Here is a 24,053-nt window from a genome sequence, read left to right on the forward strand (position 1 = left end):
CGACCATTGGCCGGGCTGCTTGCTATGTGAGGTGCTGATGAGCGGACGCAGCGAGCGGGTGTGAGTTAGCGGGGCTCACGCAGCAGATTGGTGAGGGCGCTCGGCAGTTCGGGATAGCTGAAGTGAAAACCGGCCTGTTGCAGCCTTGCTGGTATCACCTTTTGTCCGGTCAGCAGCAGATCTGCCGCTTCCCCCATCACCAGTTGCAGCAGGGGGGCGGGCACGAAAAAGATGTGCGGGCGGTGCAGCGTGGTGGCAAGGGTTTGGCTGAACTCCCGGTTGCTGACCGGATGGGGCGCAGTGCCGTTGAAGATGCCGCTGCACTCTTCGTGATCCAGCAAGAACAGCATGGCGCGCACCAGATCCTGCACATGGATCCAGCTCATCATCTGGCTGCCCGATCCCATGGGGCCGCCGAGTCCGAGTCGGTAGGGGGGGAGCATTTTGGGCAGGGCGCCGCCATCCATGCCAAGCACCAGTCCGATCCGCACGATACAGACCCGGGTTTGGCGGCTCTGGGCCTCTTGCGCCAGGGTCTCCCACTGCTGGCAGAGCTGGTGAGTAAACTCGTCGTTGGGGGAGCGGCACTGCTCATCGAGGGTTTCGGTGCCCTGTCTGCCATACCAGCCGATAGCGGAGGCGTTGATCAGCACCTTGGGCGGCGTGCTGGATAGCTTGATGAGATCCACCAGCTGCTCGGTCAGTAGCCAGCGGCTATCGCAGAGCAGCTGTTTGCGCGACTCGCTCCAGCGTCCGGCGGCGATGGGTTCACCGGCCAGATTGATCACTGCGTCCACGTCATTGAGGTCATCAAGCCGGTCGAGGTTATCCAATACCTTGATATCGTGACCGAGCAGGGAGTAAGCACGGCTCCCCTGCCTGCTCAATACCACGACCTCGTGATTGACCTTGAGATGGGCAACCAGCTTGCGGCCGATAAAGCCGGTTCCTCCGGTAATAAGAATCTTCATCGCTGCATGCTCCTGCTGCCGTTTGCTCAACTTTAATGGTGTGGCTTCCCTTCAACAAGTGAGACGTGCTTCGGGAGTTTTCTGTTTGACGTTTGTTAACTCTATCCTCTTCTTACGACATATTGTTGAACAATAGTTTGAATTGATTGATTTTTGTTGTGTGGATATTTGTTGAACAATCGCTATTATGGCGACCCTTTTCGCCTGTCCACAGAGGCTGTCACCCATTATCCGAGCATCAAAGAGGCCGCCATGCCATTTCGTCGTTTGAAACTTCGCCAGCTTTACTCGAGGATTCTGGTTGCGCTGCTGATGGGGGGCGGGATCCTGCTGCTGGGGGTTATTGCCGTTATCTGGCAGACCGTGACGGAGACAGAGCGTGATGCCGATTCACGGTTGCAGCATGCCCGGATGATGTTTGATCGCTCCATCGGTCATGCCCGGCAGGCGGCCATCAATGTGGAGGGGATGCTTGGTCACTCCTGCAAGGAGGCGGCACAACTGCTGCGCGAGCAGGTGGCCACGGTGCCCGATGTCCGTTCCGCCAATCTGGCTGTCGGCAGCCACATCTACTGCACATCGCTCTATGGTGACTACGATGGCCCCTTCAATCCCGACCGCTATGTGGATGGCAGGTTGCAACTGCTGCCTGGCAATGAGGTCACACCGGATCGCCCCTTGATCGTGCTGCGTCATGAAACTGACAAGGGGAGTGTGCTGATCGGTGTAGATGGCTACTACCTGCGCAATACCCTGGAGATCTCCAGCAAGAACTCCCCGATGGCTCTGGTGGTGGGGCAGAGGGCTCTGTTTGGCTCAGGTCAGGTCGGGGCGGCGCCCTCTCCGACAGAAGAGGGTTATATTGCCCTCGCTTCGGCCGATTTCCCCTATCAGGTCGTCACCCGGGTCACGGTGCATGACTACTGGAGCCACGCATGGCGCTACTCCAGATATACCTTGTTCCTCTCTCCGCTGCTGGCACTGCTGATTGGATTCGGCACCTTCAGGCTGATGGGGCGTAGCAGCTCACCAGCGGAAGAGCTCAAGCGGGCGTTGATCGAGGAGGAGTTTATCCCCTATCTGCAGCCGGTGGTCTCCGGTGAGGATGAGCAGTGGCGTGGCTGTGAGGTGCTGATGCGCTGGCAGCATCCCAAGCAGGGGATGATCTCGCCGGATCGCTTTATTCCGCTGGCGGAAGATAGCGGGCTGATCGTGCCCATGACCAGCCTGTTGATGGCCCAGGTGCGCGACCACTTCTCCCCTTATGCCCGCAAGCTGCCGGCCAAGTTCCATTTTTGCTTCAATATCAGCGCCAAACACTTTCAGGATCTCGACCTGTTGGCTGACTGCAAGGCCTTTCTCGACGCGTTTAAGGACAATCCCGTTGATTTGGGGCTGGAGCTGACCGAGCGTGAACTGCTGGTAGCTGATGAGACAACCGCTCAGATGTTTGCCGAACTGCGCCAACTGGGCGTCTTAATCTCTATCGATGACTTTGGCACCGGTCACTCCAGTCTCACCTATCTGCAACAGTTTCAGGTCGATGCACTCAAGATTGATCGGAGCTTTGTAGAGATGATCGGCACGGATGCACTCTCCAGCCATATCGTTGAAAACGTGATTGATCTGGCGAAGCGACTTGAATTGATCCTGATCGCGGAGGGGGTCGAGAAGCAGTCGCAGGCGGACTACCTGCGGGCGCGCCACGTTGACTATCTGCAAGGGTATCGTTACAGCCGCCCCATCCCGATGAAGCAGTTTTGCAAGACCTTGTTTGGCTGAACGGTTGAATGGGGAGCATAAAAAAACCAGCGATCGCTCGCTGGTTTTTTGTTGGTACGGTTTGGCTTGGGCGATCAGAGCATGCGCTGGAGGGCGCGGGCCAAGCGTTTGACCCCCTCTTCAATGGTCGCTTCATCGACGCAGGAGAAGCTCAGGCGCAGGGTGTTCTTGATCTCGGGGCGCACGTAGAAGGGGGCACCGGGTACGAAGGCCACCTTCTCCTTGATCGCCTCGTCAAACAGCGCCATGGCACTGATGTGGGCTGGCAGAGTCAGCCAGAGGAACATGCCCCCTTCCGGTCGGGTGTAGCTGACGCCGGGCGGGCAGTGACGGGCCAAAGCGGCCTCCATGGCAGCGCGCTGGCGGCCATAGACCTCCTTGATCTTCTCCAAGTGAGCGTCGAGGGAGTTGTCGGTCAGGAAGCGGTGCAGCACCTGCTGGCTGAAGGCGTTGCTGTGCAGATCGGTCGCCTGCTTGGCGATGGTCACCTTCTTGCGCAGCCACTCCGGCATCACCATCCAGCCCAGACGGAAGGCAGGCACCACGGTTTTCGAGAAAGAGCCGAGCAGCACGGTATTGTTTGGCGCCAGCTTGGCAATCGGGGGGAGATGCTCCCCTTCGAAGCGCAGCTCGCCGTAGGGATCATCTTCCACCATCAACAGCTCGTGGCTGATCAGCCGCTCCGCCAGTGCCTCGCGGTTGGAGCGGCTGTAGGAGACACCGCTCGGGTTCTGGAAGTTGGGCACGCCGTAGAGCAGCTTGGCATTGGAGCCGCTTGCCAGCAGCGCATCCAGCGCTGCCAGGTCCAGTCCCTCTTCTTCCAGGGTGATCGGCTTGAAGGTGGGCTGGTAGACAGAAAAAGCCTGAATGGCGCCAAGGTAACCCGGCTCTTCGATGATGAGATCCTGACCCTCGTCGATCAGCACCTTGCCCAGCAGATCCAGCGCCTGCTGGGAGCCGCTGGTGATGAGGATGTTGTCCGGATTGATCTGCATGCCGTGGCGGGCCAGATAGCGGTCGGCAATATACTGGCGCAGCGGGGCGAAGCCCTCGGTCGCCGCATATTGCAGGGCGGCAGCCCCCTGTTCGCGCAGTACATCCTGACAGGCCTGATCGATCGCCTTGACCGGAAACAGGTGAGGATTGGGCAGACCACCGGCGAAGGAGATGATCTCCGGATTGGCGGCAACTTTGAGGATTTCACGGATAAAGGAAGGCTCGACCTTCTCGAAGCGCTGGGCAAAAAACGGCTGCATAGACAATTCTCTCGGCATGTGGGCGGTCGCTCCATTCGACCGCCAGGTTATCCGTTTGTATCAGATTTCAGAAATGAGGCAATGATTGTCACAAAAATCGCCAAAAAAGGGCTGGAACGACTCTACTGCGGATTATATTGGACGGTTAGTCGGTATGGTGATGCCACTGAGGGAGCTGGGAAGTGGATGGCCGGAATATTTGTTGCGCGAAACACTTGCGCCTTGGGCCTATCTTGGGATAATTCGCTCCCCTGTTTTCGCGGGTCGATGAAATGCCGAGCCGCGAGCGGTCCCGCTCGGGATCGGACACAAGATGTATTACCCGGATTGATGAAATAACGAGACCATTATGCCTGTGACCCAAGATGTATTTAACGAAGACGGCAAGTTCATGCGCAAGATCCGCAGCTTTGTCCGTCGCGAAGGCCGCCTGACCAAAGGGCAGGAGAAGGCCCTGGAAGAGCTCTGGCCGGTCATGGGCATCGATTTCGAGCCAAAGCAGCTCGATCTGGTCGCACTGTTTGGCCGTGAAGCACCTGTGGTGCTGGAGATCGGCTTTGGCATGGGCGCCTCTCTGGTAGAGATGGCCAAGAATGCCCCCGAGAAGAACTTCATCGGCATTGAAGTACACTCCCCGGGCGTGGGTGCCTGTCTGGGTACCGCTCAGGAAGCGGGCGTCACCAATCTGAAGGTGATCTGCCACGATGCGGTCGAGGTGCTGGAGCACATGATCCCGAACGGTTCACTCTCCTGCCTGCAGCTCTTCTTCCCGGATCCCTGGCACAAGAGCCGTCACCACAAGCGCCGCATCGTACAGCCTGCGTTTGCCCAGGATATTCGCCTGAAGCTGGCCATCGGTGGCGTGTTCCACATGGCGACCGACTGGGAAAACTATGCCGAGCATATGCTGGAAGTGATGAGCGCCGCCGAGGGTTACGAGAATACCTCTGCCACCGGCAACTGGGTGCCTCGTCCGGACTGGCGTCCGCTGACCAAATTTGAACAACGTGGCCACCGTCTCGGCCACGGGGTTTGGGATCTGATTTTCAAGCGTGTCAGCTAAGCTGGCACGTCAACACACCTAGCGTATCAACTAACTTGAGGAGCTATCATGGCCAATCGTAGCCGCCGCCTGCGCAAGAAACTGCGCGTCGATGAATTCCAGGAAATGGGTTTCGACATCAGTTTCAACTTCCCGGTCGGCACTGCCGAAGAGACCATCGATGCGGTAGTCGATGCGATGATCGATGAGGTTGTTGAACCCCGTAAACTGGCTTTTGCCGGCTCCGGTCACCTGGCCTGGGAAGGGATGATCTGCACCCAGCAACTGGGCAAGTGTACCGAAGAAGACCGCGCTGCCGTCAAATCTTGGCTGGAAGGCAAGGGGATGGAAGCCGTGGTCGTTACCGAGCTGTTCGACCTCTGGTACGGTGAACCGGCCTGATACAAGGCTGCCGCATCTGGCGCCTTGTTGTGGGTAACTGAAAAATCCCGCCGCTGGCGGGATTTTTGTCAGTGGGGATGGGATCTCCACCGCTGTTTTAGTCATGGAATCGCTTATTGCTTATGGTGTTGTCATCCGAATTACTGGCCAGCATCCTTGAAGAGGTGCGCCCGTTGCTGGGACAAGGCAAGGTGGCCGACTACATTCCGGCACTGGCTCAGGTGCCTGCCGATCGGCTGGGTATCGCAGTCTGTACCGTCGAGGGGGAGCTGTTCACCGCCGGTGACGCTTTTGAACCCTTCTCCATCCAGAGTATCTCCAAGGCCCTGAGCCTGACCCTGGCACTCACTCTCTATCAGGAGGAGGAGATCTGGGCCCGTGTCGGCAAGGAGCCCTCCGGCCAGCCCTTTAACTCGCTGGTTCAGCTCGAGTTCGAGCAGGGGATCCCCCGCAACCCCTTTATCAATGCCGGGGCGCTGGTGGTGAGCGATCTGCTGGAGACCCGCCTCACTGCGCCCCGTCAGCGTACCCTCGAGCTGGTGCGCCGTCTTTCCGGCAATCCGGCCATCATGGCGGATCAGGTGGTCGCCCGTTCCGAATATCAGCACTCTGCCCGCAACGCCGCCATCGCCTATCTGATGAAGGCCTACGGCAACTTCGAAAACGAAGTGGACAAGGTGCTGCAAAGCTACTTCAATGCCTGTGCCATTCGCATGAGCTGCGTCGATCTGGCGCGGGCATTCATCTATCTGGCCAACCGTGGTGTGCCACTGGGTGAGAGCGTGCCGCTGCTGCCCGCCCGCACCACCAAGCAGGTCAACGCCCTGCTCGCCACCTGTGGCCTCTATGACGAGGCGGGCGATTTTGCCTATCGGGTCGGCATGCCGGGCAAATCGGGGGTCGGCGGCGGTATCATCGCCCTGATCCCGGGCGAGCTCTGCGTCTGTGTCTGGTCGCCCGAGCTCAATAAAGCCGGCAACTCGCTGGCGGGCACGGCGGCACTGGAGCTGCTGTCCGAGCGGCTGGGTCGCTCCATTTTTTAACCTTGTTCACTATGAATCGAGAAATCACCATGAAACGACATCTTCGCTTCCTGCAGGCCGCGCTGGCGACCTTACTGCTCTGGTGTGCCCTGCCCGCCGTGGCAGGGGAGTTGCCACCGCTCTCGCTGGCCGATGCCAAGGCCAAACAGGCTGTCATCCTGGATACCCGCGCCAGCTACTTCTATCAGGGGTGGCCGATGGAAGGGGAGAAGCAGGGCGGCCATGTGGCGGGTGCCGAGAACCTCTCTGCCGAGTGGAAATACAGCGATGAAGAGTGGCCAAAGGCGCTCGAGATCAAGGGGCTGAAAGCCGATCGTCCGGTCGCTCTGTATGGTGCGCCGCGCGAAGTGGCCGAGGTGGCCCGTCTGCTGCGCAAGCAGGGGATCAAGCAGCTGTTCGAGCTGCAAGGGTGGCAAGCCGCACCGCGCGAGTCGCTGGCACGCTGGCAGCAGCTGGTCTATCCGCGCTGGTTGGCGGATCTGCAAGAGGGCAAGCCGGTTGCCGCGGCGCCCAAGGGCGACTGGAAGCTGTTTGAAGTGGATTGGGGTTCACCCAAGGCCTACCTCATCAGCCACATCCCAGGGGCCGGTTATATCGATACCAACAGCCTCGAAGAGGAGCCGCTGTGGAACAAGGTCTCTGACGAAGCGCTCAAGAAGCTGCTGCTGGATAACGGCATCCGTCACGACACCACCGTCATCCTCTATGGTCGCAACACCATGGCGGCCGCCCGTGCCGCGCATCTGATGATGTATGCGGGGGTGGAAGATGTACGCCTGCTGGACGGTGGCCTGGATGCCTGGTTTATCCAGCACCTGCGCACCGAAACCGGTCTGCCCAACAAATATGAGCCGGTGAAGGAGTTTGGCGTGGCCATTCCCGCTCACCCCGAGTACTACACCACGCTAAGTCAGGCGAAAGAGCTGCTTAAGCAGCCCGATAGCGCGCTGGTCAGCGTGCGTACCTGGGACGAGTTTGTCGGCAACACCTCAGGTTACAGCTACATCAAGCCGAAGGGCGATATCCCGGGGGCCAAGTGGGGTCATGGTGGCGTCGATGCCAACAGCATGAGCGACTTCCACAACCCGGACGGCACCATGAAGCCGGCCCGCGAGATCCTAGCCATGTGGGAGCAGTGGAATATCGAGCCAACCCAGCAGGCGGCGTTCTACTGCGGTACCGGCTGGCGCGCCTCCGAGGCCTTCTTCTACGCTTGGCTGATGGACTGGAAACAGATCAGCGTCTACGACGGTGGTTGGTACGAGTGGAGTTCCGATCCCAAGAACCCGACCGTGACCGGTGAGCGCCAGCCCGCCAAGTCATGATTGCGTTCTTGCGCTTGAAAGAAGAGGCCGGACAGAGATGTCCGGCCTTTTTCATTGCGCTCGCCACCCGGCCAGATAGCGAGGCTAAGTCGCTGATTATTGACGGCGATCCCGCTTTGCTCATCGCGCCATCCCGTGCCGTGCGATTGAACTAGGCTTCAAGAAACATCCTCGTGGTGAGGATGATCGCAGAAGAGGCCGCAATGAAAAAACTGATGATGATCCTGGTGTGTGCCCTGGGGCTGGTGGCATGCAGCTCCCAATACATCATGAGCACCAAGGATGGCAAGATGATCACCACAGAGAGCAAACCCAAGCTGGATGAGAGTACCGGCATGTATCGCTATTACGATCATGAAGGGCGCGAGGTGATGATCAAGAAAGATGACGTGACCCAAATTATGGAGCGCTAAGCGCTCTCTTGCCGCAAGGGCCGCTATCTGCGGCCCTTCTCATTTTCGCCGAAAAGTCGCGCTGTTTTCTCTGTTTATCCCCGCACATTCGCAGCAAATTCAGCCGTGATACAGCTTCCGTTATGGTTTAACCCTTATCATCACACTCCATTTTTTATTGGAGGTGTTATGTCCTTGATGTCTATCTGGAATTCCCGTTTTTCTGCACGCAGCTTGCTGGGTGCTGTCTTGCTGGTGGTGGCGTCAGCCAGCCATGCCGGTGACGATCAGTTCACACTGGGGCGGACTATTTTACTGGGAGCCGGTGATCATGGTGCGACAATTCCTTTGGTGATTTGCCGTCAGACCAAATATATCAAGGTGAAGGCGGAGCGTGATTTGACCCTGGATCGGGTGGTGGTGACCTATGGTGGTGATCGTACCAAGACCATTCGTTTCGATCGGGAAATGAGCAGTGATAAAGAGACCGAGTGGAAATCACTGGGCTCGCGCCGTTGTGTGAAAAAAATCGAAGTGTACGGTAATTCAGAGCGCAGCAAAGCGGGCGTAAAAGTATTCGGCCGCAAATAATTGATGCAGTTTTTCTGCGCAAACAGATGAGTTAAAAATAATGGCGAGCCGTGGCTCGCCATTATTTTTTATGGTCGGGTTCGCTATTTTTTCGGCCGAAACGGCTTGATGACAGTTTCATCGCACTCAAGATACGGCCCTTCCATCAAATCGATACAGTAGGGGATGGCGGGGAAGACTGCATCCAGACATTCGCGGATTGATTTGGGCTTGCCCGGCAGATTGACGATCAGGGTATCGTCGCGCAGCCCGGCAGTCTGGCGCGATAGAATGGCAGTCGGCACAAACTTGAGGGATTCGGCCCGCATCAGCTCGCCAAAGCCCGGCATCATGCGATCACATACCGCCTCGGTCGCTTCCGGCGTGACATCCCGCTTGGCCGGGCCGGTGCCGCCTGTAGTGACGATGAGGCAACACTGCTCCTCATCCGCCAGCCGGATCAGGGTCGCTTCAATCTGATCCTGCTCATCGGGGATCACCAGATAGACAGGTTCCCACTCCGAGGTCAGATAGGCGCTCAGGGTGTCGATGATGGCCTTGCCGGAGAGGTCTTCATAGATACCCGCGCTGGCGCGATCGCTGACGGTGACGATACCGATTTTTGCCTTGCTCATGGTCTGCTCTTGAATGTCCGATAAAAGTGGCAATTAAAATAACATAATCAGTGAGATATGTTAAACCGTCAGGAGATGACGCGGGTCGGTGAGGGAAGAATAAAGTGTCGAATGAAGCAAAATAAGGCCACCCGGATTTTTATTTGCAATAAAAAACAGAAAATCACAACCTAAAATGTATAAGTGTTTTATCTCGCATGAATTTAAAACAATCGCTTGTTTCCAAACACAATTAAAATAGATAGACACCCTCGTAGTGACCATTGTCCAGTTTAGTCGCCAGTGGATGGATTGAACCCTTTTTAGCCGCGTCGTATATACAGATTTATATGGCTGGGACGTGATGGTGTGGTACCGCAGTGTGTTGCCAGCAATAGTCGCCAAGGAGGGCATATGGAGTTGCCTGATTTTGACACCCTGAAGGAGTTGGCTGCGAGTGAGCCCTCCCGGCTGGATGCGATTCTGGAGCAGCAGATCGACCAGTTGATGGCCCGTGCGAGCCCCGATCAGCGGCGCCGTCTGCGCGGGTTGCAGTTCAAGATTGATGGTCAGCGCCGTCTGGCGAAAAACAATCTTGATAGCTGTATCCGGATTACCAACATGATGAGGGAATCTTTTTATTTGATGCGCAGCGAAATGAGCCAGTTCAGAGAAGAGGGGGACCATCCGCCTGAAAGCGATGGCAGTGGTAAAATAATCCATCTGACGGACTATCGACGTCGCAAATAATCTGCAATAACCCCCTTGGTTGATATTTCAGCCAAATCGGTGAAGCCATAATAAAGGGGATTCCTGGCGACCTGATTGTTATGGTTTTTAATGTTAGTCGTAATGTATTTGTGATGTAACTTCTTTTCTCCTTCTTGTAATAACTAATTAGTCAGGTTGTGATAGGGGTGGATGAATAACAGTAAAAGTTAGGCTAATATGGCCGAAATTTTTATTGCTACGACTCGAAGGGATTATGAGAAGTATCACACCAAGACGGGTGTTGTCGCGGGAGCAACAGACAGAGATCACCCGCATTATCGTCAAGGTGGGTCAGATGTTGGCCCAGTTCGGGGCGGAGAGCCGGATCATCGAGCAGACCACGGTGCGGCTGGGGATGGCGCTGGGGCTGGAGAGTGTCGAAATGGCCATCTCTTCCAGTGCCATCGTGCTCACCAGTCTCTATCAGGGGGGTTGCGTCACCACTACCCGGCGGGTGCGCGAACATGGCATCAATATGCAGGTGGTGTGCGAGATCCAGCGGATCTGCATCATGGCGGAAAAAGAGCTGATCGGTGCCCGTGAAGTGCGCCAGCGGCTCGAGGCCATCGTCCCCTTCCACTATCACCCTTGGTTGGTGGTCCCCATGGTGGGGCTCTCCTGTGGCGCCTTTAGCCTGCTGTTTGGTGGTGATTGGCCCATCTTCCTGGTGACCTGTTTCTCGTCTGCCGTGGCGATGCGGGTGCGCCAGCTGATGGCCCGCCATCACCACAGCCCGCTCATCAACTTTGCCGCCACCGGCTTTATTGCCACCTTGCTCTCCTCCAGCGCCACCTTCTTCAACTGGGGTGACCAGCCTTATCTCGCCATGGCGGCCAGCGTGCTGCTGCTGGTGCCGGGCTTTCCGCTGATCAATGCGGTCTCCGACATGGTTAAGGGCTACTTCAACATGGGCTTGGCCCGCTGGGGGACTGCGACCCTGCTGACCATCAGCGCCGCCATAGGTATCATTTTGGCCATGTCGGTCACCGGGATCTGGGGGTGGAAAGTATGATGGATTTGCTCTGGCTACTGGCCAAGGATGCCTTCTGGTCCTCCATCCCGGCGGTGGGGTTTGCCATGCTGTTCAACGTGCCGCCACGGATGCTGAAGTATTGCGCCATGGGCGGCGCGCTGGCCCACAGCCTGCGTACCCTGCTGATCCACTATGGTATGCCCATCGAGTGGGCGACGCTGGCTGCGGCGACCACGGTCGGCTTTGTCTGCGTCTACTGGTCTCGCCGTCTGCTGGCGCCGCGTCCGGTGTTCAGCGTTGCCTCCATCATTCCGATGATCCCGGGCAGTTATGCGTTCAAGACCATGATTGCGGTGGTGGAGCTCAATATCAATGGCGTGACCATGGAGTTGATCCAGAGTGCGGTGGAGAACGGCCTCAAGGCCCTCTTTATCGTCGGTGCCCTCAGTTTCGGTTTGGCGATCCCCTCTCTGGTCGTGTACCGTAACCGCCCAATAATCTGACAGACGGTGAGAGGCCCCATGAAGATTTCCATGATTGCCGCCATGGCCCACGACAGGGTGATCGGCAAGGACAACCAGATGCCCTGGCATCTGCCTGCCGATCTGGCTCACTTCAAGCGTCTCACCCTCGGCAAACCGGTATTGATGGGGCGCAAAACCTTCGAATCCATCGGTCGACCGCTACCCGGACGGCGCAATCTGGTGATCAGCCGCAATCCCGGCTATCAGGCTGAGGGCATTGAGGTGGTGGGCTCCGTCGAGGCGGCGCTGGCGCTGTTGGCAGGCAGCTCGGTGGAGGAGTTGATGGTGATCGGTGGTGGTCATCTCTATGCCGAGATGTTGCCGAGCGCGGATTGTCTCTACCTGACCCGCATCGATCTGGCGGTGGAGGGGGATACCCGCTTCCCTGCTTTTGACGATGGTCAGTGGCAACGCGTTGATTGCGAGAGCCACCCTGCCGATGAGAAGAACCCGCACCCCTATAGCTTTGAGACCTGGCTGCGCCGCTGACGGGCGAATGCTAATGGGCAAATAACAACAAGGGCATCTTCGGATGCCCTTGTTGTTCTGTTGGGTTTTAAAGACGGGATTAGATGCCTGAGCCGTCGTTCTCGCCATTTTCCTCGTGCAAACCGCACTCGCGCTTGAGGCCGAAGAAGCGGGTCTGCTCCTCGCTCATGCCGGGCTCCCACTTGGCGGTGGTGTGGACATCGCCCACCGAGAGATAACCCTGCTCCCACAGCGGGTGGTAGGGGAGGTCGAACTCCTTGAAGTAGTAGAAGACATCCTTGTTGCTCCAGTCGATCACCGGCAGGAACTTGAAGCGGCCGCGCTGGATGCCCAGCACCGGCAGCTTGCCACGGCTGCCGGACTGCTCCCGGCGCAGGCCGGAGAACCAAGTCTGGGCCCCCAGCTCACGCAGGGCACGGTCCATCGGCTCCACCTTGTTGAGCTGGTTGTAGCGGGTGATCCCCTCTCCCCCCTGCTCCCAGAGGAGGCCAAATCGCGCCTCCTGCCAGGCTGGGCTGAGCTCGGCCCGGTAGATCTTCAGGTTGAGCGCGAGGCGCTCGGTCAGCTCGTCGATGAAACGGTAGGTCTCGGGGAAGAGATAACCGGTATCGGTCAGCACTACCGGCACGTCGGCCCGTTCGCGACTTACCAGATGGAGCATCAGCGCCGCCTGAATACCGAAACTGGAGGAGAGCACATGCTCCCCCGGCAGATTGGCCAGGGCCCAGCGCACCCGCTCGGGGGCGCTCATGGTATCCAGCTCCCGGTTGAGGGGCGCGAGTGCCTCGACTTGCTCCTCACGGCTGAGGGCCAGCAGTGCCTGCAGGTCAAGGCGGCCATCTTCAGTGACATTAAGCGGCATAGAAGTCCCTCGCAGAATCGATAACGGGGGCAATTACCCCAACCCGGATCACGAAGTCGCCGAAGCACTCACCCTGATTGCGCTCGGTGGCCCAGCGGCCGATCAGCGCGTCCAGTTCGGCCAGGATCTGCGGCTCGGTGATGTTCTCCTGATAGAGGCGCGGAATGCGGGTGCCTTCCAGGTTGCCCCCCAGATGGAGGTTGTAGCGGCCGGGCGCCTTGCCCACCAGACCCACTTCCGCCAGCATGGCGCGGCCGCAGCCGTTGGGGCAGCCGGTGACCCGGAAGATGATGGCGTCATCCGCCAGCCCATGTTTGGTTAGCAAGCCCTCGATGTCGGTGACAAAGGCGGGCAGCATGCGCTCGGCCTCGGCCATCGCCAGCGGGCAGGTGGGCAGGGCCACACAAGCCATGGACTGCTTGCGCTGCTCGCTTACGCCGTCATCCAGCAGGCCGTATTGGCGTGCCAGCCCTTCGATGCGGGCTTTTTCGCTGGCAGGTACCCCGGCGATGATCAGGTTCTGGTTGGCGGTCAGGCGAAAATCCCCCTGATGCACCTTGGCGATCTCCAGCATGCCGGTTTTGAGCGGCTTGCCCGGGAAGTCCAGCAGGCGGCCATTCTCGATAAACAGGGTGAGGTGATGCTTGCCGTCGATCCCCTCGACCCAACCGAAGCGATCGCCACGGCTGGTGAACTCATAGGGGCGAACCGGCCCGAACTGGATGCCGGCGCGGCTCTCCACCTCGGCCTTGAAGGCTTCGACGCCAACGCGCTCCAGGGTGTACTTGGTCTTGGCGTTCTTGCGGTTGACCCGGTTGCCCCAGTCGCGCTGGGTGCTGACCACGGCGGCCGCCACCTCCAGCACGTGGGAGAGCGGAATAAAGCCAAAATCGCTCGCCTTGCGCGGGTAGGTGCTGGTGTCGCCGTGGGTCATGGCCAGCCCGCCGCCCACCAGCACGTTGAAGCCCACCAGCTTGCCATGCTCGGCAATGGCCACGAAGTTGAGATCGTTGGCGTGGATATCCACATCGTTGTGAGGCGGGATCACCACAGTGGTCTTGAATTTGCGCGGCAGGTAGTTGGAGCCTAGGATCGGCTCCTCGTCCTGCCCCAGTTTTTCACCGTCCAGCCAGATCTCCACGTAGGCGCGGGTCTTGGGTAGCAGGTGTTCGGATATCTTCTTGGCCCACTCGTAGGCCTCCTGATGCAGCTCGGACTCCACCGGGTTGCTGGTGCAGAGCACGTTGCGGTTCACATCGCCGGCGGTGGCTATGCTGTCGATGCCGGTGCTGTTGAGGGTCTGGTGCATCAGCTTGATGTCGCGCTTCAATACCCCGTGGAACTGGAAGGTCTGACGGGTGGTCAGGCGGATGCTGCCGTAGAGGCTGTGCTCTTCGGCGAACTTGTCGATGATCTGCCACTGGGCTGGGGTGATGATCCCACCCGGCAGGCGGGCACGCAGCATGACGTTGTGCAGCGGCTCCAGCTTCTGGGCGGCGCGCTCCGGGCGGATGTCGCGGTCATCCTGCTGGTACATGCCGTGAAAGCGGATCAGCTGGAAGTTGTCGCCGTTGAAGCCACCGGTGAGTGGATCCTGCAGATCCTGCTCAATGGTGCCGCGCAGGAAGTTGCTCTCGCGCTTGAGGCGCTCGTTGTCGGCCAGCGGCCCTTCGACCGGACCCGTTTTTGGGTGAGAAAGAGGTTGTTTACTCATCAATAGACATCCCTTTGATAACGTTTGGCACGACGCAATTCGCTCAAATACTCTTCTGCTTCCTCACGGCTCTTGTGACCGTGTTCGGCAATCACATCCAGCAGGGCCTCCTGTACATCCTTGGCCATCTTGTTGGCGTCGCCACACACATAGAAGTGAGCGCCTGCTTCCAGCCACTGGTAGAGCTCAAGCCCTGCCTCGCGCAGGCGATCCTGCACATAAATTTTGTTGGCCTGATCCCGGCTGAAGGCTAGCGAGATCTTCGACAGCAGCCCCGATTTCACATAACGCTGCCACTCCACCTGATAGAGGAAATCCTGGGTAAAGTGGGGGTTGCCGAAGAAGAGCCAGTTCTTGCCCGAGGCCCCGATGGCTTCCCGCTCCTGCATAAAGGCGCGGAATGGGGCGATGCCGGTACCCGGGCCCACCATGATGATGAGGGTATCGGGATTGGCGGGCAGGCGGAAGTTGTCGTTGTGCTCGACAAACACCCGTACCTTGGCGCCCTCTTCAAGGCGATCAGCGAGAAACGAAGAGGCGCCACCACTGCGCACCGTGCCGTCCTCTTGCGGATAGCGCACCACCCCGACGGTCAGGTGCACCTCCTCTTCCACTTCGCGCTGGCTTGATGCGATGGAGTAGAGGCGCGGGGTGAGCGGGCGCAGCAGGCCAAGCAGCTGCTCGGCAGTGAGCGCGGTCGGGAAGCGCTTCAGTACATCCACAATCTGGGCTGAAGCGACCAGCGCATTGACCTGGGCCTTGTCGCCTGCCAGATCTTTCAGTGCAGCGTTGCCTGATATGTCAGCAAGGCCTGTGATAAAGCCACCGTGCAACCGGGTCAGTTCGAAGTGACCGGTCAGTGCGGCGTGCAAGGTGCCGTGAGCCGTGGCTTCATCGCCAGAGAGGCCGGTCAGGGCCAGCACTTCGCCCACCAGTTCGGCGTCATTGTCGAACCAGACACCGAGGGCATCCCCCGGCTGATAGGTGAGGCCGGAGTCGGCCAGATTGATTTCGATATGGCGGATATCCTTGGTGGAATCCCGGCCGGTGATCTTCTGATTGACCGACAGGCGGGCAGGGAAGGGGTTCTCCTTGCTGTACTGGCTGTGGCCAACCGCCTGCTGCACCGCGCTGGCTACGCTGTTGCTGGCAGCACCGGTAGAGAGGGTCGTGGCAATGGCGTTGAGCGCTTGTTCGCCCCACGACTTGGCTGCATCCTGATAATCCACATCGAGGCTGGCGAGTTCATAAATGCGCTCGGCTCCAGCGGTGGCGAGGAAGTTGTCAAAATCTTTGCCGGTCTGGCAGAAAAATTCGTAGGAGCTGTCACCCAGCCCCAGCACCGCGAACTTGAGGCCGTCCAGCTTGCCGATCTTGCCTTTTTTAAGCTGCTCGAACAGATCGACTGCGCTCTCCGGCGGTTCACCCTCCCCGTAAGTGCTCACTACCACCAGCAGATGGCTCTCTTTCTTGAGCTGCTTGGGTTTGTAGTCGGCCATCGACGCTAGGGTAACGGGTAGGCCACGGGCCTCTGCCTGCGCCTTGATGGCAGTGGAGACCCCTTTGGCGTTGCCGGTCTGGGAGCCGTAGAGAATGGTCAGGCTGCCGCAGGGAGCGACGACTGCTGCGCCTGCGGTCGCAACGGGTTGGACGCCCGCCTGGGAGAGGCCGTAGAGATATCCGCTCACCCAGGTCAGTTGCTGGGTATTGAGGGTCGAGAGTACCTGACCCAGCTGACGTTGCTGCTCGTCAGAGAGGGGGGAGAGGTTGAATGGGGAATCCTTCAATTGCATCACACGCGTCTTCCATGGTCTGATTTTTGGCCAGATTAAAGGGCGTGTTGGATAACAACAAAGAATAAAAATGTCTTCTTTATTCTATTAATGCATTAAAGGGGCAGAGGTACGCCTGTTCCCGCAGCAAAAGAGGGGCGTGGTATAAAGAGCGTTAAATGAGAGCCACTTGATAACACAGGAAGTGCCATGTCGAATATCCGATTGTTTCATGTCAATGCGTTCAGTCAGCAGCCCCTTGGTGGCAATCCCACGGTGGTCGTATTGGGAGCAGCCCTGCCTGATGCCAGCCAGTTGGCGATGGCAGCCGAGTTCAATCTCTCCGAGACAGCCTTTCTGGTACAACTTGGCAGAGCCCATTATCAGTTGCGCTGGTTCACGCCGAAAGTCGAGGTTGATCTCTGCGGTCATGGCACCTTGGCGGCTGCTCATGTGTTGTGGCAGACAGGGGCGGTAGCTGCATACGAGACTATCCGCTTCGAGACCCGCAGTGGTGAGCTGCTGGCCCGGCGCGAAGGGGAGTGGATTTGGCTCGATTTTCCGCGTATCGAAGTGACGCCACTGATGCTGGATCCCGCCTATGCAGCCGCGCTTGGTTGCCAGCCACGACAGACTCTGGCGGCCGGGGCCAAGTTCTTGCTGGAGCTGGCAAGTGAAGAGGAGATCCTCGCGCTTTCGCCTGATTTCCATGCACTGCGCGCTCTGCCGGGATGGGGGGTGATAGTGACGGCGCCCTCAAACGACTCTAACCATGATTTTGTCTCCCGATATTTCGCCCCTTGGGTGGGCGTCGATGAGGATCCGGTTACTGGTTCCAACCACTGCGCTCTGGTGCCCTTTTGGGCCGAACGGTTTGGTAAACGGCAACTGCGGGCCCGTCAGATTTCGGCCCGTGGTGGTGAGTTGCGGCTTGAACTGCAGGAGGATCGGGTACTGATTGCCGGTCAGGCCGTCACATTGTGGCAGGGGGAGTGGCTGCTACCGCCAGCCTCATAAGCGGTAAGCATTCGTCAATTGTTGTGAGCATTATAAAAAAACGCCCCGCTGTGGCGGGGCGTTTTTATGGGCTATCACGCTTGGGATTGACCCAAGGGATTTAGCTGGCTTCTGTGGGCCTTACTTCTGCGGACGCAGGGCCGGGAACAGAATGACGTCACGGATGGTGTGGCTGTTGGTGAACAGCATCACCAGACGGTCGATACCGATACCCTGACCGGCAGTCGGCGGCAGGCCGTGCTCCAGTGCGGTGACGAAGTCGGCGTCGTAGAACATGGCTTCGTCGTCGCCTGCTTCTTTCTGATCAACCTGATCCTGGAAGCGCTTGGCCTGGTCTTCTGCATCGTTCAGCTCGGAGAAGCCGTTGGCCAGCTCGCGGCCACCGATGAAGAATTCGAAGCGGTCGGTTACGTCCGGGTTCACGTCGTTGCGGCGGGCCAGCGGAGAAACGGCAGCCGGGTACTCGGTGATGAAGGTCGGTTGCAGCAGCATGTGCTCCACGGTCTCTTCGAAGATCGCGGTGATCACGTGGCCCAGCTCCCAGCCCTTCATCAGCTCGATGTGCAGACGCTTGGCAACGGCCTTGGCGCTCTCGAGGGTAGCCAGATCGTCCAGGGTCACATCCGGGTTGAACTTCAGGATGGACTCGACCATGGTGAGGCGCTGGAACGGCTGACCGAAATCGATGGTCAGGCCCTCTTCGCCCTCTTTGGCGTAACGGATCTTGGTGTCACCCAGAATGTCCTGCGCCAGGGTGCGCAGCAGCTCTTCGGTCAGGTCCATCAGATCGATGTAGTCGGCGTAGGCCATGTAGAACTCGATCATGGTGAACTCGGGGTTGTGACGCACCGAGATACCTTCGTTACGGAAGTTGCGGTTGATCTCGTAGACACGCTCGAAACCACCGACCACCAGACGCTTCAGATAGAGCTCCGGAGCGATACGCAGGTACATGTCGATGTCCAGCGCATTGTGGTGAGTGACGAACGGACGCGCGGAGGCACCACCCGGGATGACTTGCATCATCGGGGTTTCCACTTCCATGAAGCGCTTTTCGTTGAAGAACTTGCGGATACCGGCAACCACCTGGGTGCGGATCATGAAGGTCTTGCGGGACTCTTCGTTGGCGATCAGATCCAGGTAGCGCTGGCGGCAGCGAGCTTCCTGGTCGGTCAGGCCTTTGTGCTTCTCGGGCAGCGGACGCAGCGCCTTGGTCAGCAGGCGGATATCGGAAACGTGAACGGAGAGCTCACCGGTCTGGGTCTTGAACAGGGTACCTTCGACACCCACGATGTCGCCCAGATCCCACTTCTTGAACTGCTCGTTGTAGAAACCTTCCGGCAGGTCGTCACGGGTGACGTAGACCTGGATCTTGCCGGCCATGTCCTGCAGGGTGGCGAAAGAAGCCTTGCCCATGATCCGGCGGGTCATGATGCGACCGGCAATCTTCACCCGTTTACCCAGGCTCGTCAGCTCCTCGGCGCTTTTGTCGTCGAACTCTGCGTGCAGATCGCCAGAGAGGCTGTCGCGACGGAAGTCGTTGGGGAAAGGATTACCCTGGGCGCGCAGGGCGGCCAGCTTGGAACGACGCTCGGTCATCTCGTTGTTAAGTTCGAGAGTTTGGTCGACTTCCGGAGTGATGGTTTGTTCAGACATGGTGATTCCTGCTTGTTTACAGACCTGATTTCAGGCTGGCTTCGATAAACTTGTCCAAGTCACCGTCGAGCACCGATTGGGTATTACGGGTTTCGACGCCGGTGCGCAGATCCTTGATACGGGAGTCATCCAGCACATAGGAACGGATCTGGCTGCCCCAACCGATATCAGACTTGGTCTCTTCCAGGGCTTGTTTCTCAGCGTTCTGCTTCTGAATTTCCAGCTCGTAGAGCTTGGCTTTCAGTTGCTTCATACACTGGTCTTTGTTTTTGTGCTGGGAACGGTCGTTCTGGCACTGTACCACGACACCGGTCGGAACGTGGGTAATACGCACCGCGGATTCGGTTCGGTTAACGTGCTGACCACCGGCACCAGAGGCGCGGTAGACGTCGATCCGCAGATCCGCCGGATTGATCTCGATATCGATATCGTCGTCGATCTCGGGGTAGACGAACACAGAACAGAAGGAGGTGTGACGACGGCCACCGGAATCGAACGGGGACTTGCGAACCAGACGGTGCACGCCGGTTTCAGTACGCAGCCAGCCGAAGGCATATTCGCCGGTGAACTTGATGGTGGCGGATTTGATACCAGCCACATCGCCTTCGGAGCATTCAATCAGCTCGGGCTTGTAGCCGTGGGCATCGCCCCAGCGCAGGTACATACGCAGTACCATGTTGGCCCAATCCTGCGCTTCGGTACCACCGGAGCCGGATTGAATATCGATATAGCAGTCGGAGCCGTCGTGCTGACCGGAGAACATGCGGCGGAACTCGAGATCCACCAGCTTGGCTTCCAGCTGTTCGGATTCGGCGATGGCTTCGTTGAAGGTCTCTTCGTCTTCCCCTTCCACGGCCAGGCTCACCAGCATCTCGACGTCATCCACGCCCTGGGTCAGGGTGTCGATGGTGCCGACCACGTTTTCCAGCGCAACGCGCTCTTTGCCCAGCGCCTGTGCGCGCTCGGGTTCATTCCATACGTCCGGCTGTTCCAGCTCGGCGTTGACCTCTTCTAGACGCTCTTTCTTGGCGTCATAGTCAAAGGTACCCCCTAAGAAGCTCGGTCCGCTCAGACAGCTCCTTAAGTTTATTTAATACGGGATTAACTTCGAACATCGTGAAAACTCTCAGGGTCGATGTGATTTAAAAACGGGATATTCTAGCCAATTGTGGAAGGAATAAACAGGGTTGCCTTGGCTTGTGCGGCTCATGCCGTCAATTTCTGGTGCACTTTTCTCCACCTCGGTAGAAAATATCGCCCGCAGACCCATTTTCAGGTTCAGTTTTGGCCATTCGGGTCGCTAATGACTACGTGTAGTGTTGTGCAATTTAGGGAAAAACCCGCTCCTCACCTCAATAAGAAGAACACATGATGAAAAACCTGTCACTCAAGCAGAAGATACTGTTGTCAGTGGTGATCGCCCTTTCGTTGGTGATTTTGTTGCTCTCCTGGCAGAGCTATAGCAGCCAGAAGTCCCTGTTGCTGCAAGGCAGCCAGGAGCAGTTGCAACGGCTGGGTACCCAGCAGGCCGAGCGTGTCAGCGACTGGCTCGCCGCCCGTCGCGACGTGATCCAGGCGCTCGGCAACAAAGCCGGTGCCGAACCCCTCAATGCCTTGCAACAGGCACAAGTTTCCGGCCGTTTCCAGCTCACCTATTTCGGTGAGAGCAGTGGCAAGATGAATGACTCCGATCCTTCCATCAACCGCGATGGCTATGACCCGCGCTCCCGTGGCTGGTATCAGGAGGCGATGAGCAAAGGTGGCCTGATTGTCACCAAACCCTATCTCGATGTGGCTTACAACATCATGGTGGTGACCCTGGCCCAGCCGGTTGCTGGCGGGGTAGTCGGTGGTGACCTCTCCATCGCCTCGCTAGTGGAAGACGTGACCAAGATGCAGCTGCCTGCCGACGGTTTCGCCATCATGATGCACAAGGATGGCACCATCATCGCCTACAAGGATGCCGCCAAGGCGATGAAACCGGCCAGCGAGATCGACAACGATCTGACCAATGCGCTGATCGAGCAGAGCAAGTCGAGCAAGGATTTGGTACCAGCTTATTTTGACAGCGAAGGTCGCGACAAGCTGCTGTGGGCGGCTGATATCCCCGACACGGATTGGGAACTGGTGCTGGTGCTGGACAAGGCCGCGCTGGAAGCGCCGCTCTCCTCCCTGCTGATGACCCAGCTGGGGATGGCGCTGCTGGTGCTGGTGGGTAGCATCCTCGCTATCTCCTGGCTGGTCAGCATGCTGCTGGGCCCGCTCACCAAGGTCTCCCAGGCGCTGGCCCGCATTGCCGATGGTAACGGTGATCTGACCCAGCGCATCAAGATCGACGCCAACGACGAAGTGGGACAACTGGCCAACAGCTTCAACCGTTTCGTCGGCAGCCAGCATCAGCTGATCGGCAATATCCGTCAGCTGGCCAACGAGTTGAACGCCGATGCCGAGCGCAGTCTGGTGACCAACCAGGCCGCGGTGGACGAGCTGCAGCGTCAGCAGCAGGAGGTGACCATGGTCGCCACGGCGGTCACCGAGATGGCGAGCGCTACCATGGAGATCGCCGGCAACGCCGAGAACACCGCCGCCGCTGCCCAGCAATCTGCCCAGAGCAGTGAGCAGGGCAAGATGCTGGTCAACAAGACCCGCCAGTCCATCAATGGTCTGGCTGAAGAGGTGGGGCAGGCGACCGAGGTGATCGGCGAGCTGAGCCGTCACGCGCAGGCCATTACCAGCATTCTCTCCACCATTCAGGGGATTGCCGAGCAGACCAACCTGCTGGCGTTGAACGCGGCCATTGAAGCGGCCCGTGCTGGTGAGCAGGGTCGTGGTTTTGCGGTGGTGGCTGACGAGGTGCGTGTGCTGTCTCGCCGTACTCAGGACTCCACCCAGCAGATCCAGTCCACCATCGAGACCCTGCAACAGACCACCGCCCGCGCGGTGAGCCTGATGCAGACCAGTCAGGGGCTGGCGGACAATAGTGTGCAGGATGCCGATCAGGCGGTGCGCGCGCTGGAAGAGATCACCAGCGCCATCTCCCTCATCTCCGACATGGCGGGTCAGATCGCCACTGCCGCCGAGGAGCAGACTCAGGTGACCGGCGAGATCACCCAAAACACCACCGCTATCAAGGATGTGAGTGACGAGATCACCGCCGCCGCCATGCGCGATCTGGATCAGGCCCACAGCCTCAAAGGGCGTGCTGCTGACCTGAACCAGCAGGTGTCGACCTTTATCCTGTAAGGTGCAACTCACTGCCTGTTCCGGCTGAGATAAACAAGCCCCGCCCTCTGTCGAGTGCGGGGCTTTTTGTTGTTCGGGGGGCCGGGTAGTTCGGGTTGCTCGCGGGTCACCCTGGTGCCGGATACGTGCCCCTGCGTCAGCTGGCGAGTAGAGAACAAACAAAGAGCCCACCGAAAGGTGGGCTCTGATCATATACGTCTGACGGAAAGGGAATTACAGGAATGGCATCGCCATAAACAGCTTGATCACCATGGCGTTGATGATGTCGATAAAGAAGGCGCCCACCATGGGCACCACCAGAAACGCCAGGTGGGAGGGACCGAAGCGCTGGGTAATGGCCTGCATGTTGGCGATGGCTGTCGGAGTGGCCCCCAGGCCAAAGCCGCAGTGACCTGCCGCCAGCACGGCCGCATCGTAATTTTTGCCCATCACCCGGAAGGTGACGAAGATGGCGTAGAGCGCCATCGCCACGGTCTGGGCTGCCAGCAGGATGAAGATGGGCAGTGCCAGGCTGGCCAGATCCCACAGTTTCAGGCTCATCAGTGCCATGGCGAGGAACAGCGACAGGCTGACGTTGCCCAGCAGGGAGACTTCTCGATCGCTCACCTCATGCCAGTTCAGCAGGGTCAGGACGTTGCGCAGCAGTACGCCGACAAACAGCACGCAGACAAAGATCGGCAGCTCGAAGGCGCCCCCTTTGAGCGAGGCGGAGAGCAGCTCGCCGCCCTTGAGGCTGATGGCGATCAGCGCCAGCGTTTCGATAACGCTGAAAGTGGTGAGGGGGCGCTCCATATCCGGCATTTCGAAGCCCTGGGGGGCCTCATCCTGATTGTGCTCCTCACCGGGCACCTGCACTTTCTTCACCAGATAGCGAGCCACCGGGCCGCCGATCAGGCCGCCCAGCACCAGACCGAAGGTGGCACAGGCGATGGCGAGTTCGGCGGCGGATTGCACGCCATATTTCTCGGAGAAGGTGGCACTCCAGGCAGCCCCGGTGCCGTGGCCGCCGGAGAGAGTGATAGAGCCGGCCAGCAGCCCCATGTGGGGATCCAGACCGAGCAGGGTCGCCAGACCGACGCCCAGACTGTTTTGTACCAGCAGCAGGCCGGTGACCACCATCAGGAAGGTAACCACCGCCTTGCCGCCGCGTTTCAGGCTGGCGAGATCGGCGGAGAGACCGATGGAGGCGAAGAAGGCCAGCATCAGCGGGGTTTGCAGGCTGGTATCAAATTGCAGCTCCATCTGCAGAGTGGAGCGCAGCAGCAGCAGCACCAGCGCGACCACCAGGCCGCCGGCTACCGGTTTGGGGATGTTGAAGGTACGCAGCAGCCCGACTCGGGTAACCAACACCCGGCCAAGCAGCAATACCAGAGTGGCAGCGACCAGCGTTGCGTAGGAATCAAGTTGTAACATTCAGTACTCCCATGTTGATTGGCTGTGTCTTTCATAGCAAAAGACTTACAGATTCAGCCGGGATGAAAACAGTGTGGCTTATGTGCCAGCAAAGAAGGGGAAACATCTCCCCGCCCCAGGAAAGATGGGGCTTGTGCAGGCCTGAAATGCTCAGGCATCCAGATGAGATTTTAGTAAAATCCGGCGGATTGTAGCAAAAAGCATCGTTTAATTCCATCTTTG

The 24,053-nt window shown here is 58.6% G+C and carries 22 protein-coding genes; 13 read left to right on the forward strand and 9 right to left on the reverse strand.

Features of this window, described 5'->3' with window-relative positions:
* Positions 1 to 65 precede the first annotated feature (65 nt).
* On the reverse strand, positions 66 to 971 hold the full coding sequence (locus tag AB5Y82_RS18520) for a TIGR01777 family oxidoreductase (protein ID WP_201942380.1): 906 nt from the start codon (positions 969 to 971) through the stop codon (positions 66 to 68).
* A gap of 252 nt (positions 972 to 1,223) precedes the next feature.
* On the opposite strand from AB5Y82_RS18520, the gene AB5Y82_RS18525 reads away from it, so the two are divergent.
* Positions 1,224 to 2,753 carry an EAL domain-containing protein gene (locus tag AB5Y82_RS18525; RefSeq protein WP_368174369.1) on the forward strand — a complete coding sequence of 510 codons (1,530 nt, stop codon included), beginning with the start codon at positions 1,224 to 1,226 and terminating at the stop codon, positions 2,751 to 2,753.
* Between the two features lie 74 nt (positions 2,754 to 2,827).
* Here AB5Y82_RS18525 and AB5Y82_RS18530 read toward each other — a convergent pair whose 3' ends face one another.
* Positions 2,828 to 4,009, reverse strand: a complete 1,182-nt coding sequence (locus tag AB5Y82_RS18530; protein ID WP_368174370.1) for a PLP-dependent aminotransferase family protein — start codon at positions 4,007 to 4,009, stop codon at positions 2,828 to 2,830.
* A 349-nt stretch (positions 4,010 to 4,358) separates the two neighbouring features.
* Here AB5Y82_RS18530 and trmB point away from each other — a divergent pair, with 349 nt between their 5' ends.
* The 6 genes from trmB (at position 4,359) to AB5Y82_RS18560 (ending at position 8,804) form a co-directional block, all read left to right on the forward strand.
* A complete protein-coding gene (trmB, locus tag AB5Y82_RS18535; protein WP_111901753.1) occupies positions 4,359 to 5,072 on the forward strand; it encodes a tRNA (guanosine(46)-N7)-methyltransferase TrmB in 714 nt (237 codons plus the stop codon).
* A 48-nt stretch (positions 5,073 to 5,120) separates the two neighbouring features.
* Positions 5,121 to 5,453 carry a YggL family protein gene (locus tag AB5Y82_RS18540; RefSeq protein ID WP_005348158.1) on the forward strand — a complete coding sequence of 111 codons (333 nt, stop codon included), beginning with the start codon at positions 5,121 to 5,123 and terminating at the stop codon, positions 5,451 to 5,453.
* 122 nt (positions 5,454 to 5,575) lie between these two features.
* Positions 5,576 to 6,496, forward strand: coding sequence for a glutaminase B (glsB, locus tag AB5Y82_RS18545; RefSeq protein ID WP_368174371.1), 921 nt, complete (start codon positions 5,576 to 5,578; stop codon positions 6,494 to 6,496).
* 29 nt (positions 6,497 to 6,525) lie between these two features.
* Complete coding sequence (locus AB5Y82_RS18550; protein ID WP_368174372.1) at positions 6,526 to 7,821, forward strand: sulfurtransferase; 1,296 nt, start codon at positions 6,526 to 6,528, stop codon at positions 7,819 to 7,821.
* A 203-nt stretch (positions 7,822 to 8,024) separates the two neighbouring features.
* Positions 8,025 to 8,234 (forward strand): YgdI/YgdR family lipoprotein, encoded by a 210-nt coding sequence (locus AB5Y82_RS18555; protein ID WP_005335219.1) that lies wholly within the window; start codon positions 8,025 to 8,027, stop codon positions 8,232 to 8,234.
* A gap of 168 nt (positions 8,235 to 8,402) precedes the next feature.
* A complete protein-coding gene (locus tag AB5Y82_RS18560) occupies positions 8,403 to 8,804 on the forward strand; it encodes a DUF2541 family protein (RefSeq protein WP_111901755.1) in 402 nt (133 codons plus the stop codon).
* Between the two features lie 83 nt (positions 8,805 to 8,887).
* Here the strand turns inward: AB5Y82_RS18560 and mog are convergent, their stop codons facing one another.
* Positions 8,888 to 9,418, reverse strand: a complete 531-nt coding sequence (mog, locus tag AB5Y82_RS18565; protein ID WP_111901756.1) for a molybdopterin adenylyltransferase — start codon at positions 9,416 to 9,418, stop codon at positions 8,888 to 8,890.
* 393 nt (positions 9,419 to 9,811) lie between these two features.
* Here mog and AB5Y82_RS18570 point away from each other — a divergent pair, with 393 nt between their 5' ends.
* The 4 genes from AB5Y82_RS18570 (at position 9,812) to folA (ending at position 12,154) form a co-directional block, all read left to right on the forward strand.
* Entirely contained in the window at positions 9,812 to 10,147 is a 336-nt protein-coding gene (locus AB5Y82_RS18570; protein ID WP_159144257.1) for a DUF3135 domain-containing protein, read from the forward strand.
* 235 nt (positions 10,148 to 10,382) lie between these two features.
* Entirely contained in the window at positions 10,383 to 11,180 is a 798-nt protein-coding gene (locus AB5Y82_RS18575; RefSeq protein ID WP_005348133.1) for a threonine/serine exporter family protein, read from the forward strand.
* Positions 11,177 to 11,644, forward strand: coding sequence for a threonine/serine exporter family protein (locus AB5Y82_RS18580; protein ID WP_026035076.1), 468 nt, complete (start codon positions 11,177 to 11,179; stop codon positions 11,642 to 11,644). The genes AB5Y82_RS18575 and AB5Y82_RS18580 overlap by 4 nt, the downstream gene beginning before the upstream one ends.
* A gap of 18 nt (positions 11,645 to 11,662) precedes the next feature.
* Positions 11,663 to 12,154: a type 3 dihydrofolate reductase gene (gene folA, locus AB5Y82_RS18585; protein WP_111901260.1), complete on the forward strand. Its 492-nt coding sequence runs from the start codon at positions 11,663 to 11,665 to the stop codon at positions 12,152 to 12,154.
* Between the two features lie 79 nt (positions 12,155 to 12,233).
* Here the strand turns inward: folA and AB5Y82_RS18590 are convergent, their stop codons facing one another.
* Genes AB5Y82_RS18590 through AB5Y82_RS18600 form a run of 3 tightly spaced genes read right to left on the reverse strand, consistent with a single transcriptional unit; the run spans position 12,234 to position 16,523 of the window.
* Positions 12,234 to 13,016 carry a phosphoadenylyl-sulfate reductase gene (locus AB5Y82_RS18590; RefSeq protein ID WP_159144256.1) on the reverse strand — a complete coding sequence of 261 codons (783 nt, stop codon included), beginning with the start codon at positions 13,014 to 13,016 and terminating at the stop codon, positions 12,234 to 12,236.
* Positions 13,006 to 14,730, reverse strand: a complete 1,725-nt coding sequence (gene cysI, locus AB5Y82_RS18595) for an assimilatory sulfite reductase (NADPH) hemoprotein subunit (RefSeq protein ID WP_159144255.1) — start codon at positions 14,728 to 14,730, stop codon at positions 13,006 to 13,008. Before cysI ends, AB5Y82_RS18590 begins: the two co-directional genes overlap by 11 nt.
* The gene (locus tag AB5Y82_RS18600; protein WP_201296205.1) at positions 14,730 to 16,523 is read right to left on the reverse strand and encodes an assimilatory sulfite reductase (NADPH) flavoprotein subunit; all 1,794 of its coding nucleotides are present in this window, start codon (positions 16,521 to 16,523) and stop codon (positions 14,730 to 14,732) included. Before AB5Y82_RS18600 ends, cysI begins: the two co-directional genes overlap by 1 nt.
* A 189-nt stretch (positions 16,524 to 16,712) precedes the next feature.
* On the opposite strand from AB5Y82_RS18600, the gene AB5Y82_RS18605 reads away from it, so the two are divergent.
* Complete coding sequence (locus AB5Y82_RS18605; protein WP_368174373.1) at positions 16,713 to 17,519, forward strand: PhzF family phenazine biosynthesis protein; 807 nt, start codon at positions 16,713 to 16,715, stop codon at positions 17,517 to 17,519.
* 120 nt (positions 17,520 to 17,639) lie between these two features.
* Here the strand turns inward: AB5Y82_RS18605 and lysS are convergent, their stop codons facing one another.
* Together lysS and prfB are read right to left on the reverse strand one after the other, a co-directional pair.
* Positions 17,640 to 19,175, reverse strand: coding sequence for a lysine--tRNA ligase (gene lysS / locus AB5Y82_RS18610; protein WP_005335201.1), 1,536 nt, complete (start codon positions 19,173 to 19,175; stop codon positions 17,640 to 17,642).
* A gap of 16 nt (positions 19,176 to 19,191) precedes the next feature.
* Positions 19,192 to 20,290 (reverse strand): peptide chain release factor 2 gene (gene prfB, locus AB5Y82_RS18615; protein ID WP_100645262.1). Its coding sequence is split into 2 segments (ribosomal slippage): positions 19,192 to 20,214 and positions 20,216 to 20,290, totalling 1,098 coding nucleotides; the frame shifts between segments, so codons are not numbered across the junction.
* Between the two features lie 256 nt (positions 20,291 to 20,546).
* On the opposite strand from prfB, the gene AB5Y82_RS18620 reads away from it, so the two are divergent.
* Positions 20,547 to 22,418, forward strand: a complete 1,872-nt coding sequence (locus tag AB5Y82_RS18620; RefSeq protein ID WP_043822498.1) for a methyl-accepting chemotaxis protein — start codon at positions 20,547 to 20,549, stop codon at positions 22,416 to 22,418.
* 213 nt (positions 22,419 to 22,631) lie between these two features.
* On the opposite strand, the gene gltS is transcribed toward AB5Y82_RS18620, so the two are convergent.
* Entirely contained in the window at positions 22,632 to 23,831 is a 1,200-nt protein-coding gene (gltS, locus tag AB5Y82_RS18625) for a sodium/glutamate symporter (protein WP_005348115.1), read from the reverse strand.
* Positions 23,832 to 24,053: the final 222 nt, after the last annotated feature.

It is taken from the genome of Aeromonas sp. s13 (genome assembly GCF_040907905.1).
GTDB classification, from domain to species: domain Bacteria; phylum Pseudomonadota; class Gammaproteobacteria; order Enterobacterales; family Aeromonadaceae; genus Aeromonas; species Aeromonas veronii.

Coding starts and splice junctions, on each gene's coding strand:
- AB5Y82_RS18520 (WP_201942380.1), bottom strand. CDS start 971: ATGAAGATTCTTATTACCGGAGGAACCGGCTTTATCGGCCGCAAGCTG.
- AB5Y82_RS18525 (WP_368174369.1), top strand. CDS start 1,224: ATGCCATTTCGTCGTTTGAAACTTCGCCAGCTTTACTCGAGGATTCTG.
- AB5Y82_RS18530 (WP_368174370.1), bottom strand. CDS start 4,009: ATGCAGCCGTTTTTTGCCCAGCGCTTCGAGAAGGTCGAGCCTTCCTTT.
- trmB (WP_111901753.1), top strand. CDS start 4,359: ATGCCTGTGACCCAAGATGTATTTAACGAAGACGGCAAGTTCATGCGC.
- AB5Y82_RS18540 (WP_005348158.1), top strand. CDS start 5,121: ATGGCCAATCGTAGCCGCCGCCTGCGCAAGAAACTGCGCGTCGATGAA.
- glsB (WP_368174371.1), top strand. CDS start 5,576: ATGGTGTTGTCATCCGAATTACTGGCCAGCATCCTTGAAGAGGTGCGC.
- AB5Y82_RS18550 (WP_368174372.1), top strand. CDS start 6,526: ATGAAACGACATCTTCGCTTCCTGCAGGCCGCGCTGGCGACCTTACTG.
- AB5Y82_RS18555 (WP_005335219.1), top strand. CDS start 8,025: ATGAAAAAACTGATGATGATCCTGGTGTGTGCCCTGGGGCTGGTGGCA.
- AB5Y82_RS18560 (WP_111901755.1), top strand. CDS start 8,403: ATGTCCTTGATGTCTATCTGGAATTCCCGTTTTTCTGCACGCAGCTTG.
- mog (WP_111901756.1), bottom strand. CDS start 9,418: ATGAGCAAGGCAAAAATCGGTATCGTCACCGTCAGCGATCGCGCCAGC.
- AB5Y82_RS18570 (WP_159144257.1), top strand. CDS start 9,812: ATGGAGTTGCCTGATTTTGACACCCTGAAGGAGTTGGCTGCGAGTGAG.
- AB5Y82_RS18575 (WP_005348133.1), top strand. CDS start 10,383: ATGAGAAGTATCACACCAAGACGGGTGTTGTCGCGGGAGCAACAGACA.
- AB5Y82_RS18580 (WP_026035076.1), top strand. CDS start 11,177: ATGATGGATTTGCTCTGGCTACTGGCCAAGGATGCCTTCTGGTCCTCC.
- folA (WP_111901260.1), top strand. CDS start 11,663: ATGAAGATTTCCATGATTGCCGCCATGGCCCACGACAGGGTGATCGGC.
- AB5Y82_RS18590 (WP_159144256.1), bottom strand. CDS start 13,016: ATGCCGCTTAATGTCACTGAAGATGGCCGCCTTGACCTGCAGGCACTG.
- cysI (WP_159144255.1), bottom strand. CDS start 14,730: ATGAGTAAACAACCTCTTTCTCACCCAAAAACGGGTCCGGTCGAAGGG.
- AB5Y82_RS18600 (WP_201296205.1), bottom strand. CDS start 16,523: ATGCAATTGAAGGATTCCCCATTCAACCTCTCCCCCCTCTCTGACGAG.
- AB5Y82_RS18605 (WP_368174373.1), top strand. CDS start 16,713: ATGTCGAATATCCGATTGTTTCATGTCAATGCGTTCAGTCAGCAGCCC.
- lysS (WP_005335201.1), bottom strand. CDS start 19,175: ATGTCTGAACAAACCATCACTCCGGAAGTCGACCAAACTCTCGAACTT.
- AB5Y82_RS18620 (WP_043822498.1), top strand. CDS start 20,547: ATGAAAAACCTGTCACTCAAGCAGAAGATACTGTTGTCAGTGGTGATC.
- gltS (WP_005348115.1), bottom strand. CDS start 23,831: ATGTTACAACTTGATTCCTACGCAACGCTGGTCGCTGCCACTCTGGTA.